This window comes from Aequorivita sp. CIP111184, assembly GCF_900489465.1.
Classification (GTDB): Bacteria; Bacteroidota; Bacteroidia; order Flavobacteriales; family Flavobacteriaceae; genus Aequorivita.
Genome location: NZ_UEFQ01000016.1, coordinates 246,646 through 273,541 on the forward strand (window position 1 = coordinate 246,646; position 26,896 = coordinate 273,541).

Genomic DNA, 26,896 nt, shown 5'->3' on the forward strand with positions numbered 1-26,896 from the left:
TTAAAATAAAACCTGAAACGAAAAATTTGGAGTAATACCCAAAGAAACTTCCTCGACTTGGTTTACGGTTATTTCATTGTTTTCGTCTCTTGCAACAGCATAGCGGATGTTAATCGTGTTCTCAGTATTCAAAAGGTTCAAAAGCGCAATGTTTATTTTGGCATCAATAGAAGGGGAGAGTTTCCAAAGATATTCCGCAGAAAGATCTGCGCGAAAATAATCTGGCAATCGCCGGTTATTAGGAGTGTCAAATTGGACAGTTGCTATGCCACCTTCTGTGGTTGTTTCGAAATTTTCCAAAGGAATTGTATAGGGTTTTCCACTGTGCCAATTAAGCCCTAAAGCTATTTTTAAAGCATTCCACGAATAACTACCTGCAAGTGTCGCGGAATGCTGAATATCAAGATTGTTTGGAAACGTTGATGTTTCGAGTCTTTCAAATTCATAATCGTTTTTACTGTACATATAACTTAGCCAAGTGCTGAATGACTTTGTTTTTTTATTCACTACAAATTCAGCACCTTTTACAGTATAACTTCCAATGGCTTTAGAAAATTGAAATTGATTTTGTAGTCCTTGATTTGCACTATTTATATCATCAACTATTTTATAAAATCCTTCCACATTTATAAAAAGTCCCTTCTTACTGTAAACAAAACCCGCAGAAGCTTGTTTACTTTTAATTATAGGTGTGTTTTCTTCGTCAGCCAAAATCCATCTTTTTTTTTCGATACCGAGAAAATCACTTTCAAAGTCAATTCTTTGGGTAGTACTTTGGCTTTTGAATTCTCCCAAAACCTCAACGGCAAAACCATTTCCAAACTTTTGATGTAAACTCAATCGCGGCTCAATCAAAATTTCTTCAAACTTCGAAAAATAATTTCCTCTCACTCCTCCAAAAATGGAGGTTTTTTGATTGGTGGACATATAATTCAATCCCGCAAAAAGCGCGTGTGTTCGCAAAACATTTTTTTCGTAATTGCGAAACCGCGGTAGATTTACATCTTGGGTGTTAGCAATGCCTACTTCAGAAAAATGATAGCCCGACTGAAATTTTAAAGTTTGCGAAAGCCTAATATTCACGTCTAGTTTAACGCCAGTTTCTAAAACCTCGTTTTTTTGTATTTGTTCTTGGGTAGTGAAAATATCTTTATTGGTAGCATCTAGCAGATAATAGGTTCCGTAAAGCAAAGCAGTAGTTTCAATATTTTCACTCCATCTGTGATTCCATGAAACGCCTCCCAACAAACTGCTTTGGTTCAGTTCACTGGTTTTGGATTGGGAATTGGTTTCCAAAGTTTCAGTAAAATCCAGTGAATTGTCAATCGTCAAAAAATTGATGCGTACTTTGTCTTTTTCTGAAATATCCCACAACAATTTGGTGCTGAAATCATAAAAGCTGAAAGTTTCATCGGTAGCGATTGAAACATTATTCTCCGTGTTTTCAATATTCGAAATTTCACTATCCTGAAAAATACGTTTAGTGTAATTTTTATAAATGGGTGATTCCCAAAGATGGTTGATTGATTTTCGTGCAGCAACTTGAATACCGAGTTTTTTTGAAATGGGAAAATCTAAAAATCCATTTCCGTTAATCAAATTGAAACCAATTCCAGCTTCGATTTCCGAGGAAATGGTATTTTTTGAATGCATATCGATTACACCCGAAACTGCTTCGCCAAAACGGGCGTTAGTTCCGTTTTTATAGATAGTTATATTCTTGGTGATGTCTGGGTTTAGGGCCGAAATGAGCCCAAAAAAATGTCCGCTTTGATACATCTTTATATTGTCCCAAAGCAATAGGTTTTCATCGTGAGTTCCGCCACGAATGTTTATGTTTGAAATGGTTTCATCTACACTTTCCACGCCTGGAAGAGCTTGTGCAATTTGCAGTACATCGTTTTCTACTTGTCCGGGAAGCAACCCAAAATGTTCTGTTGAAAGCAAAATGGACCCGTCCAGATTTTTATCGATTCCTTTAGTGAAAATATTTTGAATCATAACAGTTTCCAATTCAGCCACCGATGGAACTAAAAGTAGGGCAGAACATTCATTGGATAATTTGGAAGTGTTTTTTTTAATTGAAGAATAACCAACATACGAAATCGTATAGTTTATATTTTTGGTTTGCTCAGGAATATAAAAAAAACCTTCCGCATTTGAGATGGTGTTGAACGAGTTGTTTTCCGAAATAATTGTCGCACCTTCCAATGGCAGCTGCGTTTCAATATCAATAATTCGTCCACAAAGACTGCCTTTATTTTCTTTGGAAGTAATGGTAATATAGCGTTCGTTGATACGATTGTATAGCAGAGGAGTATTTTCAAGAAGATAGGAAAGAATAATTTCTATGGATTTTTCAGTTTTTGAAAATGGCTTTAATACAATAAGTTCTACTTCTTCCTTTACGAATGAAAATCGAACATTATATTCCTTTTCCAACGATTTTAAATAGGGCAAAAGTGTAGTTTCATCAGTTTCTTGAGCAACGGATTTAGTTCCGAAAGCACAGAAAACTAATAGGAAAAAGAGTATTTTGTAGCTACTTGCTATTTTTGGCATAAATGCTTACAACTCCGTTTTTATTTATATTATAGTTTAACTGAAGGGGCTCACAAATGGCTTTTAAGGCAAGGTCAAGATTTTCGTGGGTAAAACTCCCCGTGAATCTTTTTTCGGAATCAATATCTTCCAAAATGACTTTAATAGGATATTGTCTTTCAACTTCATTCAGCACAATTGGCAAAAGTGTGTTTTCAAAATTACTTTCGTTTGAAAGCCACACAGGCGAAGGGTTTTTGGTAGCTTCGTTAATTGCTAACTTTCCGTTTTTAATTTGTATTTTGCTTCCCGCGGGCACTTTTACAAGTGTATCATTGAAAGCTACACTAACCAAACCTTCGTAACAAGCGACCTCAAAAAATCCATCTCTCGCAAAAACATTGAACTGCGTTCCTAAAACACTTACAATACCTTCAACGGTTTTTACACTAAATTTATTTCCTTTTTTCACTTTGAAGTATGCCTCGCCATCCAAAGAGAGCGCGCGGGAATCAGACCAGTTTTTTTTGTTGTAGATGATTTTTGAACCTGCGTTTAGTACAACTTCTGAATTATCGGGCAATGAAAAAGTCTCGGTTTGCGCGATTTCAGTTTTTACCGAAGTGTCAAAAGTTGTTGTGTAATAATAGCCAGCCAGTAAAAACGCAAACACTGCAGCCACTTTCCAAACAACTGAAAATATGTTCGGCTTATTAAGTTGGTGAACAGGTTTTAGTTGTTTTGAAATAGCTTCAAAGTTTGCTTCGCTGTTCATTTCAGGAACTTCAAAATTAGAACTGGCAGCCGCAATCTGAACATAGGAAGTATATTCTGGATCGGCTTTTAACAGTTCAAATTCTTCGGGAGTGGCTTCGTTGTTGAGCCATTTGTGCAATAAGTAATTTTTCTCCATATTCTTTGTATTCATAAGTGAAACAGCTGAAGTGTTGCTTACCCTACCTTTAAAATTTTAAATATTTCCAATTTCTTTCCGAAGCTTTGCTAAAGCTTGGCTCATACGCTTTTCCACTGCTTTTACAGAAATATTCAACATTTCCGCGATTTCAGCATATTTTTTTCCTTCTATTCTATTTAGAAGAAAAGCGGTACGTTGGGCTTCGGTAAGATTTTCAAGTGAATTTTTAAGCTTGTTGTGAAATTCTGTTTCTTCCATTAAAAATTCTGGAGACTGGAAATTGGTGTGGTCGGTTTGAGTTTTGGCATGTTTTAAAACCACTTTTTTGTGCGCCACTTCATTTAAAAAAGCATTGTTGCAAACGGTGTATAAAAATGATCTTGCTTTTTCTTTCGTTATCTTAGCACAGTTTTGCCACAATTTTATAAAAGCCTCCTGCACCAAATCATCAGCTTGCGCGCCATCGCCACATTTAAAATAAATAAAACGCCAAACCGGCTTTCCATGAGTTTCATAAAGACGGTTGAATGTGTTTTCATTACAAACATTTTCAGGCTCTTTCATAAATGAGTTTGATTGAATTCAAATATATTTAAAACTTTTTCAAGTTGATGGGTAGGGTATATTTTAATTTGTCTGTTATTAATAGAAACCACTCAATATAGATGGTATGAAAAAAATATACTTTATCCATTTTTTCGTTTTGCTTTTAATGAGCATTACTTTTTTTTCCTGCCAAAAAGAGGAAAAAGAATATATAGATGAAATTCCGGCAGATACAATAAAAGCAAGTTCACCATTAACGAGTCTACTTTTACGAACCTCTCAAAATCCAGGCAGTTACGATGATATAATTGATGACAATGGTTGTGCTTCTGTACTTTTGCCAATTACTGTTTTTGCAAACGGACAACAGCTAGCGATAAATACTTCCGAAGATATTCTTTTGATCCAACAAATTTTCAATCAGTTTCCAAATGATACTGACACCTTAGAGATAGCCTTTCCAATCAGCTTACAGTTGTTTGATTTTACACAAGTAATAGTTAACAACCAAAGTGAACTAGATGCACTTGCCGCCACTTGTGGTGTAAATGATATTGAAATTGGATGTTTGGATTTTGTATATCCTATTTCTTTTTTCACCTATAATTCAGATCAGCAACAAACGGGTTCTGTTGTTGTTACTACTGATTTAGAACTTTTTATATTTCTGCAAGGCTTGGGACCTGATGATTTTATTAGTCTAGATTTCCCAATTTCGGTAATTCTCGCCGATGGTTCCACTACGGAAGTGAACAGCAACCAACAATTGCAAAACTTGATTGCAGATTGTGTGGCAAATACAAATAATGACCCGATAGATATTTCACAATTTGAAGAAAATCTGACCACGGGAATTTGGTATGTGGAATACTTTTTTAATGATTATGATGAAACAGATAATTATGCTGGCTTTGAGTTTAGTTTCACTTTAAACGGAACGGCTCAAGCAGTAAATTCTGGAACAAATGTTCCTGGAACTTGGGCACTTGTTGATAATTTTAAATTCAATCTTTTCTTCGGAACAAATTCACCTTTGGATGAGCTTGATGAAGATTGGGAAATACTAGAAGCAACCGCAGATATCATTAAGCTGAAACACATCAGCGGAAGTGATGGTAGCACAGATTATTTAACCTTTGGCCGCAATCCTAATATTGGCGGAAACAATACAGAATTAAATCTTTTTATAGAAAACCTGATAACGGGAAGCTGGTTTGTGAACTTGTTGGAAGAAAATGGAACAGACCACACTGCAAATTTCAATGAATATGAATTTACATTTTTAAGAAATGGTGCTGCAACTGTTATAAGCAACAACAATACAATTAATGGTTTTTGGACTGCGGAAGTTGATAGTGGCAATTTGGATTTCATTCTAAATTTTGAAACAACCACTAACGGTAGTTTTGGCGAACTGAACGACGATTGGGATGTGTTGGAAGCCACGCAAAGTATTATTCGCCTTTCTGACGTAAGTGGAGGCGGTGGCGGAACAGATAATCTTACTTTCGGCCGGGAGCCAAATGGTGGGGGCGGAGGTGGTCCCGATCCACAAGAACTTCGTGATATTCTGCAATCGGGAACTTGGTATGTTGAAAAGTATTTGGACGATGGTGATGATGAGACTTCAGATTATTCCGGCTATGATTTTACATTCTTTAGCAATCAAAATATTTTTGCCACAAATGGGTCGCAAAATGTGAATGGAATTTGGATTGTAACAGTGACAGGGCAAGAATTAAATTTTGAATTGGATATGGACAGTCCCATAAATGGCGCTAATGATGATGAGTACAAAGCATTGCAATATTCATCAACTTCGGTAACCTTCGTTACAAAAAATAGTGACGGTAATATTGAAGACACTTTAATTTTTAAAAAGAACTAATAAAATCAAAACCCTAATAATTTAAACAATCAAATTAATTTTAATAACTATGAAAACTATGAAAACTATGAAAACAAAAATAGCCAGTATGTTTGTAATCATTATGTACATTGTCACTGTTGCGGCTTGTAACAAAGACGACAATAATAATTCGGAACAAAATACAACGTTGCAACAGACCGAAACCACTGCCCAGTCGGGCTCTTGGAAGGTTACTTACTTCTTTGATACAGATCAAGATGAAACGAACCATTTTACGGGTTATACATTTACTTTCAATGAAAACGGCTCCTTAGTAGCTGTAAATGGAAGTACTACAATTACAGGAACTTGGTCAGTAACTGATAGCAATTCTAGTGACGATGATGGTGGTTCGACTAGTCCAGATTTCAATATTTTCTTTGCTTCTCCCCCAGATTTTGAAGACCTATCAGATGATTGGGATATTATTTCAGTGAGCAATTCAAAAATTGAACTGACTGATGTAAGCGGCGGCAACGGAGGTACAGACTTTTTAACTTTTGAAAAAATCTAAAAATTAATTTTCATCTATTATTTAAGACCATCCCACTTAAGGATGGTTTTTTTATTTAAATAATTAAAATTTAAGGTAGGGTTTTATAAGAGTTGCCTGTCTTATTTATATAAAACATAAAAAGAAACAATCATGAATAAATTAACCAACTTCACCTTTTTAGCTTTCTTATTAATTTTTTTGGTAAGCTCTTGTACAAAAGAAGATTCACAACCTTTTGATGATTCAAACACAGATATAGTAGCAGTAAATTCTGAATTGGGAGATTTATTGCTTCGTACTTCAGATAGCAATAGTTCAACTTCAATAGATTGTATAGACCTTGTTTATCCACTTACATTTTTTATCTACAATTCAGATCAGCAACAAACCGGATCACAGACGGTTGGTAACGATGGAGAACTACTCGCCTTATTGCTTTCCTTAAACCCAGGAACTTATATTGCCTTGCAGTTTCCAGTTTCTGTGATATTACAAGATGGTTCTACCGCACAAGTTAATAGCAATGCCGAATTGGTAACATTAATTTCGGGTTGCTCATCCAATGGAGGAGGTTTTCCTTCAGATTTTGAAACTATACTAACCACTGGCTCTTGGTTTGTTACATATTTTTTCGATGACACCGATGAAACAAGTGATTTTGCGGGTTATGAATTTACATTCACAACGGACAATACCGCACAAGCAATAAATACTTCCAATACGGTTGCTGGCACGTGGAGCCTTACAAATAGTAATACACCTGATCTAAATCTTTTCTTCGGAACCAATACTCCTTTTGATGAGCTTGATGAAGATTGGGATATTATTGAAGCAACCCAAGATATAATTAAATTAAAACACATTAGTGGTGGCGACGGTAGTGTTGACTTTTTAACTTACGAACGCACTCCGAACGGCGGTGGAGGCGGTGGAAACACTTCTGAATTTACTGATAATTTGACAAATAGTGTGTGGTATGTAAACCTATTGGAAGACGATGGGAATAATGAAACTTGTGATTATGTTGCTTATGAATTCAAATTCAACGTAAATGAAACAGTTACTGCAACCAGCACGAACAACGCGGTTAACGGTACTTGGGCAGTTACTACTAGCAGTAGTGGAATAGACCTTGTTCTAAATTTTGAAATAGCCGGAAGTAATGATCCTTTTGAAGATTTAAATGATGATTGGGATGTAACCAGTTTTGATGCCCAAAACGTAAAATTAATTGATGTTAGTGGTGGTAATGGCGGTACAGATTACCTAAATTTTGGAAGAAACCCTTACGAAGATTGTAATGGTGGAGGAAACACTACAGAGCTTACCAATATTTTAAAAGATGGGCAATGGTTCGTGCAGAGCTATATAGATGATGGCAATGACGAAACAAACGATTATAATGGTTATAAACTTACCTTTAACACAGATGGAAGTGTGATTGCAGAAAACAGCAACAATACAATTACGGGAACTTGGAGTGTTGTTAACAGTAGCAACAGTCTTGACGTAATATTAGATTTTGGAAGTGCAATTCCTTTTGACGAATTTAATGATGATTGGGATGTTGTTACTTACACTAGTACAAGAGTTGAACTATTTGATATTAGTGGTGGCAACGGTGGTACTGATTACTTGACCTTTCAAAAATTATAATAGCCTTTTTTATCCCTAAAATTAAGTCACGGTTTTCCGTGACTTTTTGTTTTTTTAAAATATTTAATTTCCATATAATGACTTCCCTGCTTCTTCATATTTATCACCAGCTGTCCATGTTGGTGTTTTTGGTTCGTTGGCAATTAACCTTCCAGCTAGAACATAACTTTGAAAAAATTTCAGCAGATAGTCATAATCCAATGTATCCGCTTCATCTCCCGCTTGATGATAATATTTTGTTACATCGCCATCAAACGATCTAAAGCCTAACGAAAAAGTTGGTGCTGGAATTCCTTTTTCAGCAAAATGAAAATTGTCACTTTGATTAAAAAGACCCATTTCTGGATTTGGGTCATCTATTGCATTTAACCCAAAAGCTGTGGCAGCATCTTTTATGTTTTTTTCGGCTGAGGTTCTTCCCAAACCAATAATAGTTGCTATGGATGTATCATTATAACCACCATTATCACTATTAAAACAATAAACCATTTTATTGAGTGGAAGTAAAGGATTTTCTACATAATATTGGCTTCCTAATAAACCTTTTTCTTCGCCGGTAAAAAAAATGAAAAGTGCCGAACGTTTGGTGGGATATTTCGTCATGTTTTCAGCCATGCTCAAGACTGTGGTCGTTCCAACAGCATTGTCGCGTGCACCATTGTAGATTTCATCGCCAGTTGCATCTTGTTTGCCAATACCTATGTGGTCGTAATGGGCTGAATAGATTATGAATTCATTTTTTAATTGTGGATCCGTTCCTTCAACCATTCCAATTACATTCTGGGAAATGACAGTCTCGATTTCTTCACCTTCCATCATCAATTTTGAATTTAATTTATCTTTAGATTCAAGCTTTTTTGCCTGAATGTTATTTTCATCATAAACCCATAGATAGGCTAGCTCTTTTTTTCCCTCTTTTTTTTCTTTATCCGTTGCAATTTCAATACGGGAAGTATTAAAATTATGATCAATAAATCCCCAAGTGGTTTCATTGGTATCCACAAATTCAATTACAGCAACGGCTCCATGTTCTTTTGCTAGTTGTTCCTTTTGTTCAATTAAACCAAATGCAGCTCGGGCATCAGGAATGTTAGGTCCGCCAGATCTTACAATTACAATTTTTTCAGTTACATCTTTTCCTTTATAATCGTTTTCAAGACCGTAACCTAAATAAATAGCTTCGCCTCTAAACTCCATTTTATTTGGTTTTATAACTACTTTTTTCTTAAACTCTTCACCGTCTATTGCTAATAATAAACGTTTTACAGGACTGATTTTATTCAATTTAATTTCTTGAAAATAACTTTCAGTATTAGAACCTTTTAAGACGTTCTGTGTAACAGGTTTTACTCCATACCCTCTAAGAGAATTGGCAAGATAGGAAGCTGCAATTTTGTTTTCAGGCGTTCCAGTTTCTCTTCCTTTTAAAAGGTCATCAGCCAAAAAATATATGTGACCTTCAATCTTATTTTTTGTGATGGTAGCTTCTACTTTCTCTTTATCAGATTGGGAATAGAGGGTAATAGTGCTTAGCAGTAACGAGATAAATAAAAGGATATATTTCATGATAGATTTAAGAAAGATTAATTGATGTATAAAGATAGTTTTTGAACTGATATTGCAAAATTACTTTTCTATAATTATTGTTTAACTTTTAACACAAAAAGATAAACAAAAGTTAAAGTTCTTTTAGTAGGGGGATCCATGCGATAGATTTGCGACTTATAAAACCTTAATAAACAAAACAATAAAACGATGAAAAATTTCTTTAAAATTTCTTTAATCCTTTTCATTACTTTGGGTATAGTCTCTTGTAGTGATGACGACGATTCAAACACAGATCCGCAAACGAACACGATTGCAGATTTTGTAGTTTCCAATGATGATTACTCTTCCTTAAAAGCAGCCTTAGATAAAGCTGGTCTTACAGCAACGCTTGCAGGCCAAGGAGAGTTTACTGTTTTTGCTCCAAATAATGCTGCCTTTGCAACTTTTTTAAGTGCGAATGGCTTTGCCAGTTTAGATGAAGTTCCAACAGCTTTGCTAACCAATGTGCTATTAAACCATGTTGTGAGTGGTAAAGTAATGGCAGCAGATTTGAGTACTGGATATATTAACTCTTTGGCAACCGAAGCTTCTTCAGGTGCTAACTTGAGTATGTATGTAAACACTTCCTCTGGTGTAAAATTAAATGGAATCTCCACTGTAACTGCAGCAGACATTGATGCAGATAATGGAGTGATTCATGCAGTAAACACTGTAATTGCATTACCATCAGTGGTTACATTCGCAACTGCTGATCCAACTTTTTCTACATTGGTGGCTGCTTTAACACGTGGAGATCAACCTGACTTTGTAGGTGTCTTATCTACTCCTGCGGGAACTGCTCCAGCACCTTTTACAGTTTTTGCTCCAACAAATGGTGCTTTTGTAGCACTCTTGGCTGAATTGGGAGCAAGTAGTTTAAACGATATTGATGGTCCTACACTAACTGCCGCTTTAAATACACACGTTATTGCGGGTGCAAATGTACGTGCAGCAGATTTGGTAGACGGAACGGTAACAACACTTGGTGCAGACTTAGTGGTTGACGCCTCAAATGCTACACTTACTGATGTAAACGAAAGAGTAAGTAATATTATAGTTGTGGATGTTCAAGCCGTAAATGGAGTTGTTCATGCTATCGATAAAGTGCTTCTTCCCCAATTATAAAAAGGGTGCTTTATCAGAAAAATGCTGTTTTCTTTTATAGAAAGCAGCATTTTTAATTATAAGAAATTTTAATCTAGGTGATATATCTCCATTATCCCTTTCAGCACTTTGTCAAAATCAATTTTTAAGTCAATCAACTTTCCGGTTTCCATATCCATTACCCAGCCGTGTACTGTTAGGTTTCGGTTTCGATAAGCTATTTGTACATCTGCGGTTTTAATAACGTTAACGCACTGTTCCTGTACGTTAAGTTCTACAAGCCGACGGTATTTTTCTTCTTCGGTTTTTAATTGGTTGAGTTCTTGATTGTGCAACCTATAAACATCGCGAATGTTTCGTAACCAAGGATTTAAAATTCCCAAATCCTGACTTTGCATTGCTGCTTTTACGCCGCCGCAACCGTAATGGCCACAAACAATTATATGGCTTACTTTTAAATGGCTTACCGCATAATTGACTACGCTCATCGCGCTGAGGTCTAAATTGGAAACCATGTTTGCTATATTTCGCATCACGAAAGCTTCTCCTGGTTTAGCACCCATAATTTCTTCGGCAGTAACGCGGCTGTCACTGCACCCAATGTAAAGCACGTCGGGATTTTGGCCTTCGGAAAGATTTTTGAAATAATCAGGATCTGTGCCTAATTTTTCGTTTACCCAGGCTTCATTGTTTTTGAAAATTTGATCGATATTCATGGTTTTTTCTGAAGTTTTTTTCAGAATTTAAAGATAAGTAAAAGCCTTTGCGCCTACACTGTGAAAATTGAAAATTTAAGTTATATTCTTCCTCAGGCAAGCTGGTTAGATTACTTGTCTTGTGTTTTCAATTCCTTCTAAGATCCGTAATCTGCCAGGACCATTTTTTAGGGCAAGTTCATACTGTTTTACAGCATCTTCTTTTCTTTTTTGTGAAAGTAACCAATCTGCATAAAGTTCATGCGTAGGTTTTTGAATGGAAGGAGGGCCATAACTATAGCTTATGCTGTTTTCAATATCGATGGATTTTATAAAATGTTCCTCTGCCAGTTTTACATTATTATTTAGTACAGCACGAAGCGCCATTAATTGGTTTTGCCTGATTTCAGATTCTTTTAAATCCATTTCCGTAGCTTCATCTCGTGTAACTGCAGAACAAAGTTTGGAACTACCTTCCTTTACAACAAAAGATTCCCTTTTTTGGTCTTGGTCAATAATGCTAAGGACACTATCTAATTTTGAAATATTCCCTTCTTTAAAAGCTTTCATCCCTTCCAAGAAATGATATTGGGAACGAATGGAAATATTTAAATCGGTCACGTTTACGGGGATATCTGCTATTGCATCGTCCCATTTATCGGTCTCGGTAAGATAACTTCCTTTTAAAAATACCAAATGTACCCTTGCCTTTTTGGATGGTTTTTCGGTAGCATATTTTTTCATGTCAAGAACCATTTTTTTTGCTTCTTCCTGATTTCCTTTTTGAAGATAGCCATATTCCAACCAATGAAAAGCGTGATATCCACGCGCATCGTTGTCCAATCCTTTATACTCCATTCTATTAATACTTGCTTGGTATGAATCAATATTTGAAGAAATTACATCATCCCACATGCCCATTGCTACATAGATGTGTGAAGGCATATGTAATGCGTGGCTGGCATCTGGCGCTACTTTTGAATAGGCATTGGCGGCACCCAAAGCAAGCGATGCATGGTTTGGATCGTCATAAGAATGTATTAAATAATGCAATGCACCCGGATGGTTTGGATTTTCTTTTAGAATTCCTTGAGCAATTTTTGCGCCTTTCCCGTAAAGAATATCGTCCCTTCCTTCAGGCACAGAACCTAGTAATGACAATGCATAAAACGCTGCTACTTCTTGATTGGCAGGATATTTTTTATATAAACTTTCCATAAACTCGGAGTAGGCAATATCTCGCTCCTTCTTCTCTATTTTTGGTTGGTAAAGTATATGGACTGCTTCAATTAAATCATTTTCAAGTTCCGTTGTTTCTTGCTTAGAGTTAATTTTATCAAGCTGCTCCAAAACAATAACTGCATCTTCATAATCCTGTTCCTGCCATAAACTGTGATTATAGGTCATGGCTTCACCCCAATATGCCATGGCCATTTCTGGGTCTTCGGTTTTTGCCTTTTGAAATGCTTCACGAGCATCTTCATATTCAAAGGAATGCAGAAGCAATAATCCTTTTTCAAAGTGGGGTTGGGCACTTTCCTTTCCTGTGATTGTAATATTTACTACACCCAGATAATTTTTTTTCGTTTCTGGTTGTTTACAGGAAATTATAAAAAGCAATATAAAAAAGGATGTTATGAATCTCATAATTAATAATTTAGATAGGTGCTTAAAGGTAACAATTTCAATTCAATTTTAATTTTAACCTTTTCTTATTTGGCTATTAGCCACTTAAGTTATTTGATTGTGGTTTATTTTTTTACTGCTTTTTTTCCAATTCCACATCCAACGAATATAAAAGTTGTGAGGCCATTTCTTTTAAAAGAGCAACACGCTTTTTGCTGTAATTGGCAAGAATACTTCGGTATTTTATTCGATTTAGGAGTTTTAATTGGTTTTCCGGTTTTGCCAATAGGTTTTCAGCTGTAGTTTTTACCATATCATTTTCGAAAGGTTGAAGACCAAGTTCTGAAACTAAAATTAATAACTCATCTGAATAGGCAGCAGACGAGAAAGCAGTTAGGTTCATAATATCTGGAATCATCAAATTGTCAATAAGGTTGGTGTTATTGTTTTGAATATTATCAGAAGCACGCTCGGTGATTTGATAAAATGCCACGATTTCCTTTTTAAGGTTTGGGTTGCGAAAAATATTGATCTGCCCGGTATTGTTGAGTTCTTGAAAGGTTGTATTATTTATCCGAAGTGTGTATCTAATAGTTAAATCGTTGATTTTAGAATTGATACTGTCCAGGTTTTTGAAACCCCCGTTGGATTTAATGTGTTGTAAAATATCATCAACGTCTCTAATAATAATAGATTCAATTTTTAAGTTGAGGTTAAATGTTATTATTTGTGAAGCAACATCTTCACGCAGGTTTTTTAAATAGGCAATTTCTTTGGTGTTTTGTTTGCGTTGGTCATTCCAATTATTGATGCTCAAAGCAATCAAAATCCCAATCACTACGAGGATTATTTCGCCTATGGCGTATTTGAAATATTTGGTTGTTTTGCCTTCGTTGAGAAGGTTTTGTCTAATATGTCTAAAAAACTTTATCATATAGTTTTCTTTTTTAGAAATTTAATAGCGAAAAATATAAGCGTTAATACACCTAAAACTATTGCTGTTCCAATCATTTCATTTGCCGAAAGACTTGATAAAAAGTAAAGGATTGTTGCAATAGCTATGATAGGGACAGTCCAACCCCCTGGAATTTTAAATCCTCCAGTATATTTTTCCTCAGAATTACGCAACTTAATTACAGATAACGCTACACCTAAATAAAGCATTAACATTGCGCTACTGGCTATAACAGCCAATTGTTCAAAACTGCCAGTAACAGCCAAAATAAAACCGATGGTTGCATATATAATAATGGCGATGTGCGGAGTAGCAAATGATTTGTGAATTTTTGAAAAAGCATTTATTGGGATTACCTTATCTCTGGCAAGCGCATAAACTATTCTTGGACTATTCAGAATAGTACCGCTCATATAGCCAAACATGGAAATAACTGCGCCAACAATTAAAAGCATATATCCAAAAGGACCAAAAACAACTCTGGCAGTTTCAGCAAGTGGAGCCGCCTTAAAACTTGGTAAAGCATCGCCTAAAACACCTTGAGAAACTGTTTGAATTAGTATATAAACAACCACAACGGTAACAATACTTATTAAAATAGCTCTAGGAATATTGCGTTTTGGGTTAATAACTTCACCGCCTACAATGATGCCAGTTTCACAACCTTGAAAGGCAAAAAATAAAATAAGTGAGGTTTCACCTAATGTTTTAACACTTGGAAAATGGTCAAAATATAAATTGCTCATCGAGACATCCTTAAAACCAATAAAGACTAATAAAAGCAATGGTATAAGTTTAACTATGGTATTGAACTTCACTAAACCCATACCTTGTTTTAAGCCAATTACATTGATATAAACCAAACCGGAAAAAAGAATAAATAAAAATAAAAATCGAGGCCATCCATTTTCAAATATGGGATATGCTGAAGCAACAACATTTACTAAAGCATTAGAAACAGCCGCATCTGCAAACAAATTACTGCCAACAGCAAAAATACCAGCAACAAAGCCAGCATAATCACCAAAAGCAGTTTCAATATAGGTGTAGGGGCCGCCGGTATTGGTTACTTTACTGCCAGCCTCTGCAAAACAAAGCATAACCATAGCCATTAACAATCCGCAAAATAAATATGCAATGATGCTGGATGCACCCATATAACTGGCAACAATTGCAGGTAACACGAAAATACCTGAGCCAATAATAATATTAATGATATTAGCTGATAAACCTAGCGCACCAACTCTTCTTTTTAATCCTTCATCTTTTTGTATCATTGGTTGTTAGTTAGTTGATTTCACACCCACCTTATTTGAATTCTCCTATATTCACATCTATAATAAATTTTATCAATCCAGTGAAATAAGTTTGCGGGTCATCATATTGTGAAACGTGTCCTGCACTACAGGTGAGGCTTCTACCGCGTTGCACTTGGGTGCTCATCCATTCCATATATTTTGGATCCATAGTGTCGTATTTTCCACCAATCATTAAGGTTGGAACAGTCAATTCCTTCAATCTATCGGAAACATCCCAGCCTTTTAATGTAGCATTTCCAGTTACACCAAATTCGCTATGGCCCTGCATATAGATATAAATATTTGGGTTAAGGTGCGAAAAGCCGCGATTGATGAACTCTGGCCATTCATCCAAAGGTTTGCGAAGGATGTGTTCTGTGTAATAATTATTCATCACCAACTCGGTATATCGGGGATTTGAGAAATCTTCCTTCGCCTCCAATTCCTTAATTTCTTTATAAATTTCTGGAGGAAGTTGGGCTCCCAATACTTCAGCATATTTTTCGTATTCCGGAATGCTCGCCATCATATTTGAAATAATTAACCCTTTTAAATTGTCCTGATATTTCAGGGCATATTCCATGGCTAAAATTCCACCCCACGATTGACCGAGCAAGTAAAAGTTGTCTTTGTCGAGGTTTAATGCTTTGCGAACCTGCTCCACTTCTTCCACAAAATGTTCTGTGGTCCAAAGGGTGGAGTCGTTGGGTTTGTCGCTGTAATAACTGTCTAGCTGATCGTAATAGATGTATTCAATCTCTTCATTTGGAAGGTAGCCATCAAAATTCTCAAAAAATTCATGAGTACCGCCGGGACCACCGTGAAGTAACAAAACCTTCATTTTTGGGTTGTTGCCTACGCGTTTTGTCCACACGTTGAAAGTACCTTTTGCTGTTGTGATTGGAATCATTTTAATACCGCCCGTATTTTGGTCTTCGCTATTTGAATAGTCGAAATATGTCGATTTACAATCTGTTTCCGTTGTTACGAATTGTTGTTTTTCGGCGCAGCTTAAAAGAAGGCTTGCCGAAATAATTAGAAAGAAAATTGTGTTTTTCATTATTATTTGGTTTTAGTTGAATTTTCACCACAGAGGACAGAGTGTACAGAGATTTCTTGTGTTCTCTGTGCCTCTGTGGTATTATATGAATCTTTTATTCATTCGCTTTTAAAACCCGAAGCAGATTTCCACCGAGGATTTTATCGATATCCTTTTCGCTATAGCCTTTTTCAACCAAAGCTTTTGTAATTAAAGGATAATTGGTAACGTCATCCAATTGTTTTGGCGGCAGAAAAATTCCATCAAAATCGGAGCCTATGCCCACATAATCCACACCCACTAAATTGATGACGTATTCTATATGCTGAATTACCAGTTCAAAAGGTGCGCGAAGCTGTTGGGATTCATCTGCATATTTTATGTAGATACTTTCTTGTGCGAAAAACGGATTCACCCCAGCTTGCATTAGTGAATCTATTTCAGATTTGTGTTTATCGAGGAAAGCACTTTCCCGTTTATCAACAGTCGGGTCTATAAACCCTGAATTAAAGTTTATTTGAATTACCCCATCATTTTTGGCAATGGCTTTTATTTGATCGTCCTTTAAATTCCGCTTGTGCGGACAAAGGGCATAAACTGAACTATGCGAAGCGATAACAGGTTTTGTAGTCGTAGCAATTACATCGTAAAACGTTTGCTCACCAACGTGCGAAATATCTACCAGCATCCCTAAACTGTTCATTTTTTGGACTACTTCTTTCCCAAAAGCGGTAAGCCCTTTTTTTCCTTCGGAATTTTTTGCGCCATCGGGATTGGTTTCATCGGAAGCACTTGTTGCCCAAGGAGTGGAGTTGTTCCAAGTTAAAGTAATGTAGCGAACGCCGCGATTGTAAAGTGCTTTAAGTTTGCCCAAATCGTTCTCAAATTGATGGCCGCCTTCCACGCCAACTAACGCAGCGATTTTACGATTTTTTACTGCTTTTAAAAGCTCTATGGAATTGGCGACTTTCACGATTTTATCAGAATTCCGTTTTATTACAGCATCCAAACTATCTATTTGGCGGTTGGCGAAGGCATACGGATCTATCTGTTCGCCATCGCTCCAAACAGAGAAGAATTGAACATCTACGCCACCTTCTTTCATCCTGTTGAGGTCGCTGTGAGTTTTGCCTTTTAAGTCGGTATCGAAAATAAAATTCTTTTCCATTGTTTGGGTAAGAAAATCGTTGTGGGTGTCCACTAATATGGCTTTATTGTGAATTTTTTGATAATCTTGGGAGAAAATTGCCAAAGAATAAAGTGAAATAATACCTGTCAGGAGAAGTGTTTTCATATTATCGGTTTTCATAAAGTTGTTGGTTGTTAAGATATTAAATGTTTATCAATCTTTTATTTGCAATGCAATCAAAACCCCAATGACCACAAGGATGATTTCGCCGATGGCGTATTTTAGGTATTTTGTGGTTTTGCCTTCATTGAGAAGGTTTTTGCGGGTGTTTCTAAAGAGTTTAATCATTACTTCGTATATAAATGTTTATTAAAGGGAGAAGTGTTTTAATATTTTTCAATCCATCAGTAAGCATTATAACTGTACTTTCTTCATTACCAATATTAACTTTAAGTGATGTTTTAAAATAATCATCATTTTTAAGTTTAACATAGTCTAATGGAATTCCATATGCTTCATACTGCCAATCGGAAAAATGACTGCGGACATAGGGAAGGAATGTGTTTACAAACTCAAATAAATCATCATTTGTGTCTGTTTCAATAAGATTTATTGAAATCTCATAATATTCAATAAGCTTGTTTCGCAAGTTTAAGTCTTCAATTCTTTCTAAACCTATATGTTTTAATAAGCTGTATCCATTTGGGATTAATTTAATTTTTCTGGCAATCATTATTCTTCCCAAGTCTTTATTAATAGTGCTATCCAATGGCCTATCATTATTGAGTAATTGTATCACTCGGTTTTGAATTTCTATATCTTCAAGCTTTAATTTAAGGGTATTGGATATGGCAAGACTATCACCTATTAAATTATTCCTTACTTCTGAAAGTGCTTTTAGTATTTGTTTTTCTTGTTTTCTATTTTCATTCCAATTATTGATGCTCAAAGCAATCAAAATCCCTATAACCACGAGGATTATTTCGCCTATTACGTATTTTAAATACTTGCCTGTTTTTCCTGTTTTCATGAGATTTCTTCGGATATTTCTAAAATTTTTGATCATATTATTCAGGCTTGGTTGCTTTAATTATTTCATCTATCAATTTGTCGGTTTCTTCAAGCCTCACAACAACTTCTTTGTGTAACCATAATGAATTGTCCAATAAATTTTCAAATGCTACGTCTTGGAATAATGGATAATAATTGGGTTTTACTTTAGATTTTCCTCCCCAACGAGGGTTTGCATTTGAATCCATTTCTTTAAATGAAATGTATGGGAGTAAATATGGTAAGAAGAGTTCGTTAACCCACGAATCAAGTTTTTCAAATCTAATTTTACGAATTTTTTCCAAAGAGTTCCATTGATAAAGTAGCGTACTTATGGTGTCGTCCTTAAGAAGATTTGGTCGTCCATTTTGAACAACATTATTAACTGCATTATTGGCAAAAGCTATTTCGTTTGCTGGGAACGATTGAAAGAGTAGGCTATCTAGATTATGCTTTAAAAGTTCTTCTTCAGTGATACCTATTAAATTCATTAATGCTATGCTGGAATTTATAGCTTGCTCTTCAGCTATTCTATTGTTCTCAATTACTTTTTTATTCTCTTTAAATTCTACGTGCAGTTTTGTAATCAACGCTTTTCTTTCTAAGGAATCTAATCTGTTTTGATTCCAATTATTAATTGAAAGCGCAATCAAAATACCAATAACCACGAGGATTATTTCGCCAATGGCGTATTTTAGGTAGCGCGAAGTTTTACCTTCTGCGATTAGGTTTTTGCGGATGTTTCGGAAGAGTTTTGTCATTAATTAGTTCTTTTCATTGAGCACATTTTTATGCTTCTATATTACTATCCAATAATCTTTATTCTTCCCTCGGCAAAAGTTCATCCAACTGTGCAATTTGATACACAAGTGCTGCAATAACAGTGGCATTAACCATCATATCACGCTCCGGAACATATTCTAAAACATCTAAATTGGTGTGGTGCGTTACGCTGCTATAGTTTAACGGATCTTGAATAATTTGAAATCCTGGAATTTTGAAATAATCGAAAACATCATGATCTGTAAAGTTTGTGTTTTCAATGGTTAGATTGTTCACATCTAAATGCTCATAAGGTTTCAACATTTCAGCGAAAATCGGTCTTACAGCTTCGTTGCCTTGCAAGTATATTCCTCGCATTTGCCCAGCACCATTATCCATATTTATGTATGCCGAAATTTTTTCGACTTCTTTTTTGCGAGTCGTTTCCTTTATTTTTCCAAAATGATTTTCTGCATACGCTTTTGAACCTACTAGTCCTTGCTCTTCACCGCCCCAAAGTGCAATTCTAATCGTTCTTTTTGGTTTTAAGCCCGAAGCTTTTATAATGCGCATCACTTCCATCATTACTGCTGAACCTGCGCCATTATCTGTTGCGCCAGATGCTGAATGCCAAGAATCAAAATGGGCACCGATCATCACCACTTCGTCTTTTAATTTAGGGTCAGAACCTGTTATTTCTGCAATAATATTTACATTGTTTTCAGGTGTTAAATACAATTCAGAATCTAAATGGAATCTAATTTTTGGATTGATTTTTTTATTTATTAATCGACTTAACTTTCCGAAATTCTCTGGAGAAATGGCGAAATAGGGGATTGGTTTATCATCATTTTTTTTATAATTATAAGTGCCACCAGGGTGGATAATACCCGGGAAAAAAGGTGTTGTTCCTAAAGTACTTATTGCACCTTCTTCTTTTAAAAATTCAAAAAATGCATCCTCTTTTTGTGCAAATTTTTCAAAAAGAAAATCAAAGTCTTTGACTAAATCTAGATTTCCTGCAGATGACCCTAAAGGTTTCTCTACCACAGGTGTTATAGATTTTTCAGCTTCTTCAATTTGGTCTTTCGTAAATTGTTTTGAAAGTGGATCAAACAACATGTTTTGTTTTGGAGCAGCTCCCATCAAAATTGTTTTCCCTCTTAATTTTCCGCTCCATTGTTTTTTTACTTTTTCCATATCATCATGGCTTTCAATCCAAATCAAATCGCCTGTTTGTAAGCCATTTGAGCTTTCCGTCCATGCATACGGATAGGCTTGAATTTTCATATAAGCAGGTGCAATCATTTCTACATTAAATGATTTTACTTCCCAACCCATACAATCGTCGCAATAGTTTTCAAAATACACTTTGTCAACACCCCAATTTTCCATGGTTTTCTTTGCCCATTCGGCTGCGGTAAAATATTGATCGGTTCCCGTTAATCGCGGGCCATAAACATCTGATAGGTCCCCAATTAAATTCATGACTTCCGATTTTTGAAAACCTTCGGTGTTAATTTTTGAAAGGGCTTGTGGAAGTGTTTGGCTGTTTGCGGTGAATCCTAAAAAAAGGAATGCTGTAATAAGAATTTTAGATATTGTTTTCATAATTTGATTTTAGCTTTGAATTTAATTTCCTTTCCTTTTGTAATTTTAGAATACAAGTGTTTACCTTTTTTGTTTACTATTAAAATGGTTGATAGTTTTTGAAAATATTTAAAGGTTTTCTCAAGCTTCTTGCGAACAAATTTTTCCGCTTCAGAGTTTTCCATAAATACCATCATCGGCATACTTTGCCGCCGTCAATAGCAATTTTGAATATTCTTTTGCTTTGGCAGTATCTCCTTTTTGTTCATACACAATTCGCAACGCGTTATACACATAAGCACTTTTTGGAAATCTTTTTAAAAGTTCCTGATAGGTGTCAACGGCATCATCATATTTTTCGGCTTTTATCTGTGCCGCTGCTATACTCATAGCTACTGGTCTTGCATACAAAGGAGGTTCACCATAACCGAGGTCTAGTTCGTTTTTATGTGCTTTTTTAAGGAGTGTCATTGCCTGCTCATAATTTCCCTGATGGCTCGCGATGCAGCCTTGCAATTCCAAACTTGCCGTATTTACTGTGTTTTGATAGTCTTCATTGAGTGTGCTCTCCTTATCCATTTGTTTGGCATTTCGCCATAACAATGCATCTAAACTATTGGAAGCATTTATTGCTGCTGACACATCTTTTTTATTAAGTGCAGCCATACCTTTTGTAAATAAGGTCAGTGCTTTTTTGAATTCCATGTTTTCATTACTGAATACAGAATCTTTATCTACTATCTGTTCAAACTCTACCGTTGCTTGTTCCCAATTACCAAACGCCATTTCCATCTTTCCGGGAGCCAATAAACCTTGACGGAAAAACCTGCCATCGTAGATATCTTTTCGGTTTTTGGAAATGGGCATTTTTTTGAGTCGTTCTGCGTAGTATAAAGCTTCTTTGTGCCTGCCGTCGTGCACACAATTATTGATGAGGTAATTTATATTGTGTATGTAATTCCAGTTATCGACTTCCTCTATACCTTCATTTTTCATATAGGTAGAATCTACTTTTACTGCCGCTACAAAGGCATCGTGGGCTTTTTTGTAATTGCCTACCCGATTGTAAATGTGGCCGGGCATGTGCACGATGTGGCCAGAATCGGGTGCAAGGGCCGTGAGTGCATCGGCACTGGCGAGTGCTTCTTCGGGGCAGCAATTTTCTTTTAAATGAATCCAATAATGATGAAAGGCGTGGCTATTGGGGGCAGCACGTTGTACATCTTTTAATAGAAACTCACTGTACATTTGACCTTCCATCGGTTTCATATCCGTATCAAAACCATTCATTTTATTGAGGGCTAGAAAAAGTTTCGCTTCTACATCATCCGGAAATTTATGGATAATAAGTTCCCATCTTTTAGAGATTTCGGGATAGGCTTCATATTTCAATGAATCTTTCAATAGCGCAATCTCGCCATATAGTCTTTCGTGTTCATTGGCTTTTGGCAGCAATTTTTTTATTTGCTTTACGGCATCTTCCATATTGGATGTAAAAATGCTGTCTTTGTTGGGTGTAGGCATTTGCAATAATCCCCAATAGGGCATTATCGCAGTAGAATCATTGCGAATGGCTTCTTTAAATGCGCGATAGGCTTCAAAATCCCAAAAATCGTGCAGTAGCGATATGCCTTGATTGAAATAAGCCTGTGTTTTTTCAGATGTGGTTTCAATCTTTAATGTTGAATTACCTATGCCGTTCATAAGCTTTGGCGGTGGAAGATTGTGCACATAAATTATTTCTTTCCGAGACATCATCATGTGAGCCAAGTGATTATGGTTTCCCTCTGAAGAATCGTCAGGTTTATGATGTTCGTGCTGGGCAAAAATTGACAATGGCAATAGGGCTACTGTAATCAGAAAAAGATATTTCATGCTATATTTAGTTTTAGTTAGTTAATTATTCCCCATATACAATTCAAATTTTAAGATTTGAATGATTTTGCTTTATTGGTTTAAAATTTATATTCATAAAAAAATAGTTGCTGAAACTAGTTTAGGAAAAAATCTTTTGACGAATGTTTCGGAAGAGTTTTATCATATTTTACTTTTGCTATATTAAAGTAATAAAAAAGTCAGCTTAAATAGTAAGCTGACTTTTTTGAAGCGTTTTTATTCGTTTTCCGCTTTGGCCAATTTTTTGGTATCTGCATACTGCTGAAATTTCACAATCTTACCTTCCTCCAAAGACCAGAAATGCGCAACTTGAGCATTATAAGCTTTTCCTGTTTCTTTATTTTTAGCATCATACCTTAAAGTTGCTAACACTTTATTATCACTCATATCGTGAAGGGTAATATCTGTTAAACTGAAATATTCATGATTAGCTCCAAGACGTGCAAAAACTCCATTTAAAATAGCTTCTGGGCCTATATACGGATTGCCGTCTGCCAAAGAATTACTTTCGGCTTCATTCCATTCAATTTTGGGGTTCATTGCTCCAAGAACTGTTGGCATATCGCCTGTTGCGAATGCTTTATATAAATTGTCAATGACTTGGATGTTTTGATTTGTGCTCATAATTTTTGATTTTAGTTTATTAATTTGTTTTATGTACTTCTAATTCTATTTCAATCATAAATTCTGGGATTGCCAATTCTTTTACGCCAAGCCACGAACCTGTTGGAAAGTGGTTTTTGTAGATTTCAGATCTGTAGGCAGCAAACTCTAAAAACTTTGGCATATCTGTAGTAAATACATCTTCCTTAACCACATCATCAAAAGTGCAACCGTAGTGTTTTAGAATTTTGTCCAAATCTGAATAGCAATTTTTCATTTGTTGCTCAAAATCCCCCACGGCTGTTGGATTGCCTTCATCGTCCATACTCACGGCACCAGAGATTTTTATACTATTTCCAATCTTTACCGCATGTGAATAACCATAGGCTTTTTCAACTTCGGGACGTAGTAGGAAATAGTCTGGGGTTTCATCGACAACAGTAACTTCAATAGGTTCTGATTTTTCTACAGTTTTTTCTGTTTTGGTTTTTTCGTCGCAACTTGATAGTGACATTACTGCTAGCAAAGCAATTGCTAATGTTGTAATTTTTGTTGTTTTACTCATAGAGTTTTTATTGCTTTTTCTGTATTCGTGATTTTTCTTTGAAGAGTTCATTTTTGATTGTTTAATAGTTATATTCTTTATTTTTAAATACCATATTTAATCTGCTTGTTATATTCTTCAGCATCAAAAGTGCCTTTAGATTCTTTTATTAAACCGTTGTGATCAAACTCCCAAAGTTCAAAACCGCTGATATTTACTTTCTTTCCAGTGCCGTTCGGACCTGTGTTAGTTCCTGTCAACGTCCAATGAAATTCAATACCTTTTGATGTTTTTAATAATTTGTCAAAAGCAACAATCATATCGTCAGGAAAGGCATCCATAAAAGCTTTGGCAGATTGGGCAATGGCTGCCCTGCCAACAGCGGGAGTGCCGTTATTAATATTTAATGAACCATCTTCAGCATAAAACAAAGCCACTTTTTTTGGATTTTGGCTACACCAAGCTTCGGCGTAGTCTTTGGCAAATTCATTGATATCAAACATAGTATCGTTATTTATTTTTGAAGAAATTATTCCTGTAATTGCAGATTCGGCACTTCCATGCGGATCTTCATTTTGTGCCTGCACAGCAACTATGCATATAAAAATGAAGGGCAGTAGTAATGTTATTTTTGATTTCATAGTATTTGATATTTATTAGCTATGAGTTTTATCCTTAGTCTTACGTCTTAAAGCGAACCGGTCTTATATCTTATGTCTTTTTTTAATAAATAATATTGTCCAGAATCCTACCCAGATTACTTTCAGCCATCGGTATCTTCCGGTCTGCGGCAAATATTTTCTGAATTTCATTTTTAAGTTCACAGATTTCCAGTTCTGAATAATGATGCCTTTCCAAAGCATCCTGAATTTTTTCAAGACTTTCATCTTCATCGTCATTTTGAAATTCCCCGTACATTTTATCGAAAATTTCTGTGGAAGTTTTTGTCTTTATAAATGAGATTTCCTCTTCAGCTTCTACTTTATCGGCCTTTGCGCAAAGAATTAGTATATAGGTTTTCAATTCTTCCTTACTCCATTTTGTTTCGTCTGTTTTCATAACTATGTTATTTAGATGAATACTTTAAAATGAAAAATGTACGGCACGGCAATGCCATACCGTACATTCTCTTTTAAAAGTTTACTTTTGTGGAGCTGCTTTTACATCACCACTAATACCGCTCAAATCTGGCCGGAAAACCCAAATTTCGGTTTCGCCACCATTGGTTAAGTCCATCCAGTCTTTTAAAAACTGGGCCCAACTTCCGGCACCGTTCATCTCGTCATATTTTTTTGCTATGCTATTGTCTTGGCCCAACCAAGCAGATTTATCAAAAAATGAAATGACTGCTAGGTCTCTTCCTTCTTTGGTGCTTGCAAATTCGTTAGTATAGATACCCCAAATTTCATTGGGAGATTTTGCGGCGTACACTTTATTGACTTTTTCAACGAGTTTCATGGCATCTTCAAATTTGCCTCTTTTTATGTCCCAATAATCTACTGACATTTTGTTTATTGTAAAGTCCTTTGGAAACCTAGAGATTTCACTTCGTGCACGCCAATAGCTTTCTGTACCACTATTTGCAGTGGTGTAAGGAGCAATATTTTTATCCCAATCAGCATCATGACCTTCCTTTTGGGCAGGTCCGTCGTCTAATGAACTCCAAGGAAATGGTCCCATACTCCAGTGATAGCTTCCGGTATTTGGACCATTCATTATCCAATAGACTCGTACTCCGTAGGGTCCTTCGCCGTGGTACTTTTTGTTGTGCTCCATTAACCCTTTTTCAAATTGGCTTATTTGTCCAGGGTTTGGAATTAAGTTCGCTGTTTCGAATACACCGTATTCGGTACTGTTTTGCGATATTGCCAAAAATGGCAGTAAAAGCATAATAAAAATTAATTTTTTCATAATGTTTAATTTGTGTCTCCGTATTTAAGGGAAACGGGTTAGTGTTAAATCGTTTTGCTTGATTAAACGGGGAGTTATTAAGAGATTTTTAATCCAATAATTTCGCGTTGTAATAAGCTGTTTCGGAAGTGATTTTTCCCTCTTCATTAAAATCTTGTATATAATGAATGGGGAAGACAATTGCTTTTTTGTCAGCTTTGCGAATAAAATTTATATTCCACCAAGACATAACCACGCGGGCATCGCCCATTTCGTAGTGTAAATAGTCTGGATAACCTACCATATCTATACTGGCAACGTCATATTTTTCTAAAATCTGTTTGTCAATGGCTTTTTGTTCTGTTAATGAAATACCTTGGTTATCAGCTGAGCTTGAATCTGTGAACCGTGCATCTTTATCATAAAAACTATACGCTTTTTCCCAATCATTGTTCTCAATGGCATACATCATTTTGCGAACGGAATTTATGTTTTCGTGGTGGTTGTAGATAGTGCCGTTTTTCCTATCGGAATAACTTTGGCGAATTTCTGAACCAACATCGTCGTTGCTATAAGTTATAATGGTTTGTATTTTATTATTTTTATTCACTACAAACAATCGGTGCATAGGTTGATTAATCTTTACCCCAGTTTTTTTGTGGACACCTTTCATATCTTCCCAGGTTTGTACCCACACCATATCTTTAAAATTATCGTCTTTATATTCTAAAGCATCGGGATAGGCGCCTTTTGAACGACTTATGGAAAAATAATCAAGGTTGTCGTGCCAGCTTTTGGCCGAATTAGAGAATGCAGCTTTGTCCTGCCCTTTGTCATTTGGGTTGATGCTCGTGCCGTTATAAGCCATAAAATCATCAGCCAGATAACTGGCTACCTTGTCAGTATCTCCACTAACAAAGGCTTGGGTCATGGCCTCCACGGCGGTAATGGCGGGATGATCACTGTAAATAGTTCCGTTCTTTTTTTGTGCTGTGGCAATGAATGCTATTAGCATCATTACCGATAGAATTGTTGTTTTCATTTTTATATATTTATTTGGTTAA

General features: G+C 35.7%; 25 protein-coding genes. 4 read left to right on the forward strand and 21 right to left on the reverse strand.

What is annotated here, in order from left to right; all coding sequences use genetic code 11:
* The 3 genes from AEQU1_RS07025 to AEQU1_RS07035 are packed head-to-tail and all read right to left on the reverse strand — an operon-like array spanning nucleotide 1 to nucleotide 4,021.
* Nucleotides 1-2,562 carry a TonB-dependent receptor domain-containing protein gene (locus tag AEQU1_RS07025; RefSeq protein WP_111879900.1) on the reverse strand — a complete coding sequence of 854 codons (2,562 nt, stop codon included), beginning with the start codon at nucleotides 2,560-2,562 and terminating at the stop codon, nucleotides 1-3.
* Complete coding sequence (locus AEQU1_RS07030; RefSeq protein WP_220092312.1) at nucleotides 2,543-3,454, reverse strand: FecR family protein; 912 nt, start codon at nucleotides 3,452-3,454, stop codon at nucleotides 2,543-2,545. Before AEQU1_RS07030 ends, AEQU1_RS07025 begins: the two co-directional genes overlap by 20 nt.
* A 57-nt stretch (nucleotides 3,455-3,511) precedes the next feature.
* Complete coding sequence (locus AEQU1_RS07035) at nucleotides 3,512-4,021, reverse strand: RNA polymerase sigma factor (protein WP_111879904.1); 510 nt, start codon at nucleotides 4,019-4,021, stop codon at nucleotides 3,512-3,514.
* Nucleotides 4,022-4,127: 106 nt separating this feature from the next.
* On the opposite strand from AEQU1_RS07035, the gene AEQU1_RS07040 reads away from it, so the two are divergent.
* From AEQU1_RS07040 to AEQU1_RS07050, 3 genes are all read left to right on the forward strand, one after another.
* A complete protein-coding gene (locus tag AEQU1_RS07040; RefSeq protein ID WP_146743727.1) occupies nucleotides 4,128-5,891 on the forward strand; it encodes a hypothetical protein in 1,764 nt (587 codons plus the stop codon).
* 67 nt (nucleotides 5,892-5,958) lie between these two features.
* Entirely contained in the window at nucleotides 5,959-6,426 is a 468-nt protein-coding gene (locus AEQU1_RS07045) for a hypothetical protein (RefSeq protein ID WP_258455190.1), read from the forward strand.
* A gap of 132 nt (nucleotides 6,427-6,558) precedes the next feature.
* The gene (locus AEQU1_RS07050) at nucleotides 6,559-8,064 is read left to right on the forward strand and encodes a hypothetical protein (RefSeq protein WP_111879907.1); all 1,506 of its coding nucleotides are present in this window, start codon (nucleotides 6,559-6,561) and stop codon (nucleotides 8,062-8,064) included.
* A gap of 63 nt (nucleotides 8,065-8,127) precedes the next feature.
* On the opposite strand, the gene AEQU1_RS07055 is transcribed toward AEQU1_RS07050, so the two are convergent.
* Nucleotides 8,128-9,630, reverse strand: coding sequence for a M28 family peptidase (locus AEQU1_RS07055; RefSeq protein WP_111879909.1), 1,503 nt, complete (start codon nucleotides 9,628-9,630; stop codon nucleotides 8,128-8,130).
* A gap of 189 nt (nucleotides 9,631-9,819) precedes the next feature.
* Here AEQU1_RS07055 and AEQU1_RS07060 point away from each other — a divergent pair, with 189 nt between their 5' ends.
* On the forward strand, nucleotides 9,820-10,776 hold the full coding sequence (locus tag AEQU1_RS07060; protein ID WP_111879910.1) for a fasciclin domain-containing protein: 957 nt from the start codon (nucleotides 9,820-9,822) through the stop codon (nucleotides 10,774-10,776).
* Nucleotides 10,777-10,844: 68 nt separating this feature from the next.
* On the opposite strand, the gene AEQU1_RS07065 is transcribed toward AEQU1_RS07060, so the two are convergent.
* The 17 genes from AEQU1_RS07065 to AEQU1_RS07140 all read right to left on the reverse strand — a co-directional run bounded on the left by AEQU1_RS07065 (nucleotide 10,845) and on the right by AEQU1_RS07140 (nucleotide 26,874).
* Entirely contained in the window at nucleotides 10,845-11,471 is a 627-nt protein-coding gene (locus tag AEQU1_RS07065) for a carbonic anhydrase (RefSeq protein WP_111879912.1), read from the reverse strand.
* A gap of 105 nt (nucleotides 11,472-11,576) precedes the next feature.
* Entirely contained in the window at nucleotides 11,577-13,097 is a 1,521-nt protein-coding gene (locus AEQU1_RS07070; RefSeq protein ID WP_146743728.1) for a lipopolysaccharide assembly protein LapB, read from the reverse strand.
* Nucleotides 13,098-13,209: 112 nt separating this feature from the next.
* On the reverse strand, nucleotides 13,210-14,010 hold the full coding sequence (locus AEQU1_RS07075) for a DUF6090 family protein (protein ID WP_111879915.1): 801 nt from the start codon (nucleotides 14,008-14,010) through the stop codon (nucleotides 13,210-13,212).
* On the reverse strand, nucleotides 14,007-15,308 hold the full coding sequence (locus AEQU1_RS07080) for an APC family permease (RefSeq protein WP_111879917.1): 1,302 nt from the start codon (nucleotides 15,306-15,308) through the stop codon (nucleotides 14,007-14,009). Before AEQU1_RS07080 ends, AEQU1_RS07075 begins: the two co-directional genes overlap by 4 nt.
* A 31-nt stretch (nucleotides 15,309-15,339) precedes the next feature.
* Complete coding sequence (locus AEQU1_RS07085; protein WP_111879918.1) at nucleotides 15,340-16,389, reverse strand: proline iminopeptidase-family hydrolase; 1,050 nt, start codon at nucleotides 16,387-16,389, stop codon at nucleotides 15,340-15,342.
* Between the two features lie 94 nt (nucleotides 16,390-16,483).
* Nucleotides 16,484-17,662, reverse strand: coding sequence for a dipeptidase (locus AEQU1_RS07090; protein WP_111880041.1), 1,179 nt, complete (start codon nucleotides 17,660-17,662; stop codon nucleotides 16,484-16,486).
* 48 nt (nucleotides 17,663-17,710) lie between these two features.
* Nucleotides 17,711-17,845 carry a hypothetical protein gene (locus AEQU1_RS16315; protein WP_258455193.1) on the reverse strand — a complete coding sequence of 45 codons (135 nt, stop codon included), beginning with the start codon at nucleotides 17,843-17,845 and terminating at the stop codon, nucleotides 17,711-17,713.
* Entirely contained in the window at nucleotides 17,838-18,527 is a 690-nt protein-coding gene (locus AEQU1_RS07095) for a DUF6090 family protein (protein ID WP_181566728.1), read from the reverse strand. Before AEQU1_RS07095 ends, AEQU1_RS16315 begins: the two co-directional genes overlap by 8 nt.
* A 37-nt stretch (nucleotides 18,528-18,564) precedes the next feature.
* On the reverse strand, nucleotides 18,565-19,308 hold the full coding sequence (locus tag AEQU1_RS07100; RefSeq protein WP_111879920.1) for a DUF6090 family protein: 744 nt from the start codon (nucleotides 19,306-19,308) through the stop codon (nucleotides 18,565-18,567).
* Nucleotides 19,309-19,366: 58 nt separating this feature from the next.
* Nucleotides 19,367-20,920 carry a M20/M25/M40 family metallo-hydrolase gene (locus AEQU1_RS07105; RefSeq protein ID WP_111879921.1) on the reverse strand — a complete coding sequence of 518 codons (1,554 nt, stop codon included), beginning with the start codon at nucleotides 20,918-20,920 and terminating at the stop codon, nucleotides 19,367-19,369.
* Nucleotides 20,921-21,070: 150 nt separating this feature from the next.
* Nucleotides 21,071-22,774 (reverse strand): lipopolysaccharide assembly protein LapB, encoded by a 1,704-nt coding sequence (locus AEQU1_RS07110; RefSeq protein WP_111879925.1) that lies wholly within the window; start codon nucleotides 22,772-22,774, stop codon nucleotides 21,071-21,073.
* Nucleotides 22,775-23,011: 237 nt separating this feature from the next.
* Nucleotides 23,012-23,419 carry a nuclear transport factor 2 family protein gene (locus AEQU1_RS07115; protein WP_111879927.1) on the reverse strand — a complete coding sequence of 136 codons (408 nt, stop codon included), beginning with the start codon at nucleotides 23,417-23,419 and terminating at the stop codon, nucleotides 23,012-23,014.
* Between the two features lie 19 nt (nucleotides 23,420-23,438).
* Complete coding sequence (locus AEQU1_RS07120) at nucleotides 23,439-24,014, reverse strand: RidA family protein (protein WP_258455196.1); 576 nt, start codon at nucleotides 24,012-24,014, stop codon at nucleotides 23,439-23,441.
* Nucleotides 24,015-24,046: 32 nt separating this feature from the next.
* Nucleotides 24,047-24,583, reverse strand: a complete 537-nt coding sequence (locus tag AEQU1_RS07125) for an ester cyclase (RefSeq protein WP_258455197.1) — start codon at nucleotides 24,581-24,583, stop codon at nucleotides 24,047-24,049.
* 82 nt (nucleotides 24,584-24,665) lie between these two features.
* Complete coding sequence (locus AEQU1_RS07130; RefSeq protein ID WP_111879928.1) at nucleotides 24,666-25,001, reverse strand: hypothetical protein; 336 nt, start codon at nucleotides 24,999-25,001, stop codon at nucleotides 24,666-24,668.
* 81 nt (nucleotides 25,002-25,082) lie between these two features.
* Complete coding sequence (locus tag AEQU1_RS07135; protein ID WP_258455199.1) at nucleotides 25,083-25,853, reverse strand: hypothetical protein; 771 nt, start codon at nucleotides 25,851-25,853, stop codon at nucleotides 25,083-25,085.
* A gap of 88 nt (nucleotides 25,854-25,941) precedes the next feature.
* The gene (locus AEQU1_RS07140) at nucleotides 25,942-26,874 is read right to left on the reverse strand and encodes a nuclear transport factor 2 family protein (protein WP_111879930.1); all 933 of its coding nucleotides are present in this window, start codon (nucleotides 26,872-26,874) and stop codon (nucleotides 25,942-25,944) included.
* Between the last annotated feature and the right edge of the window lie 22 nt (nucleotides 26,875-26,896).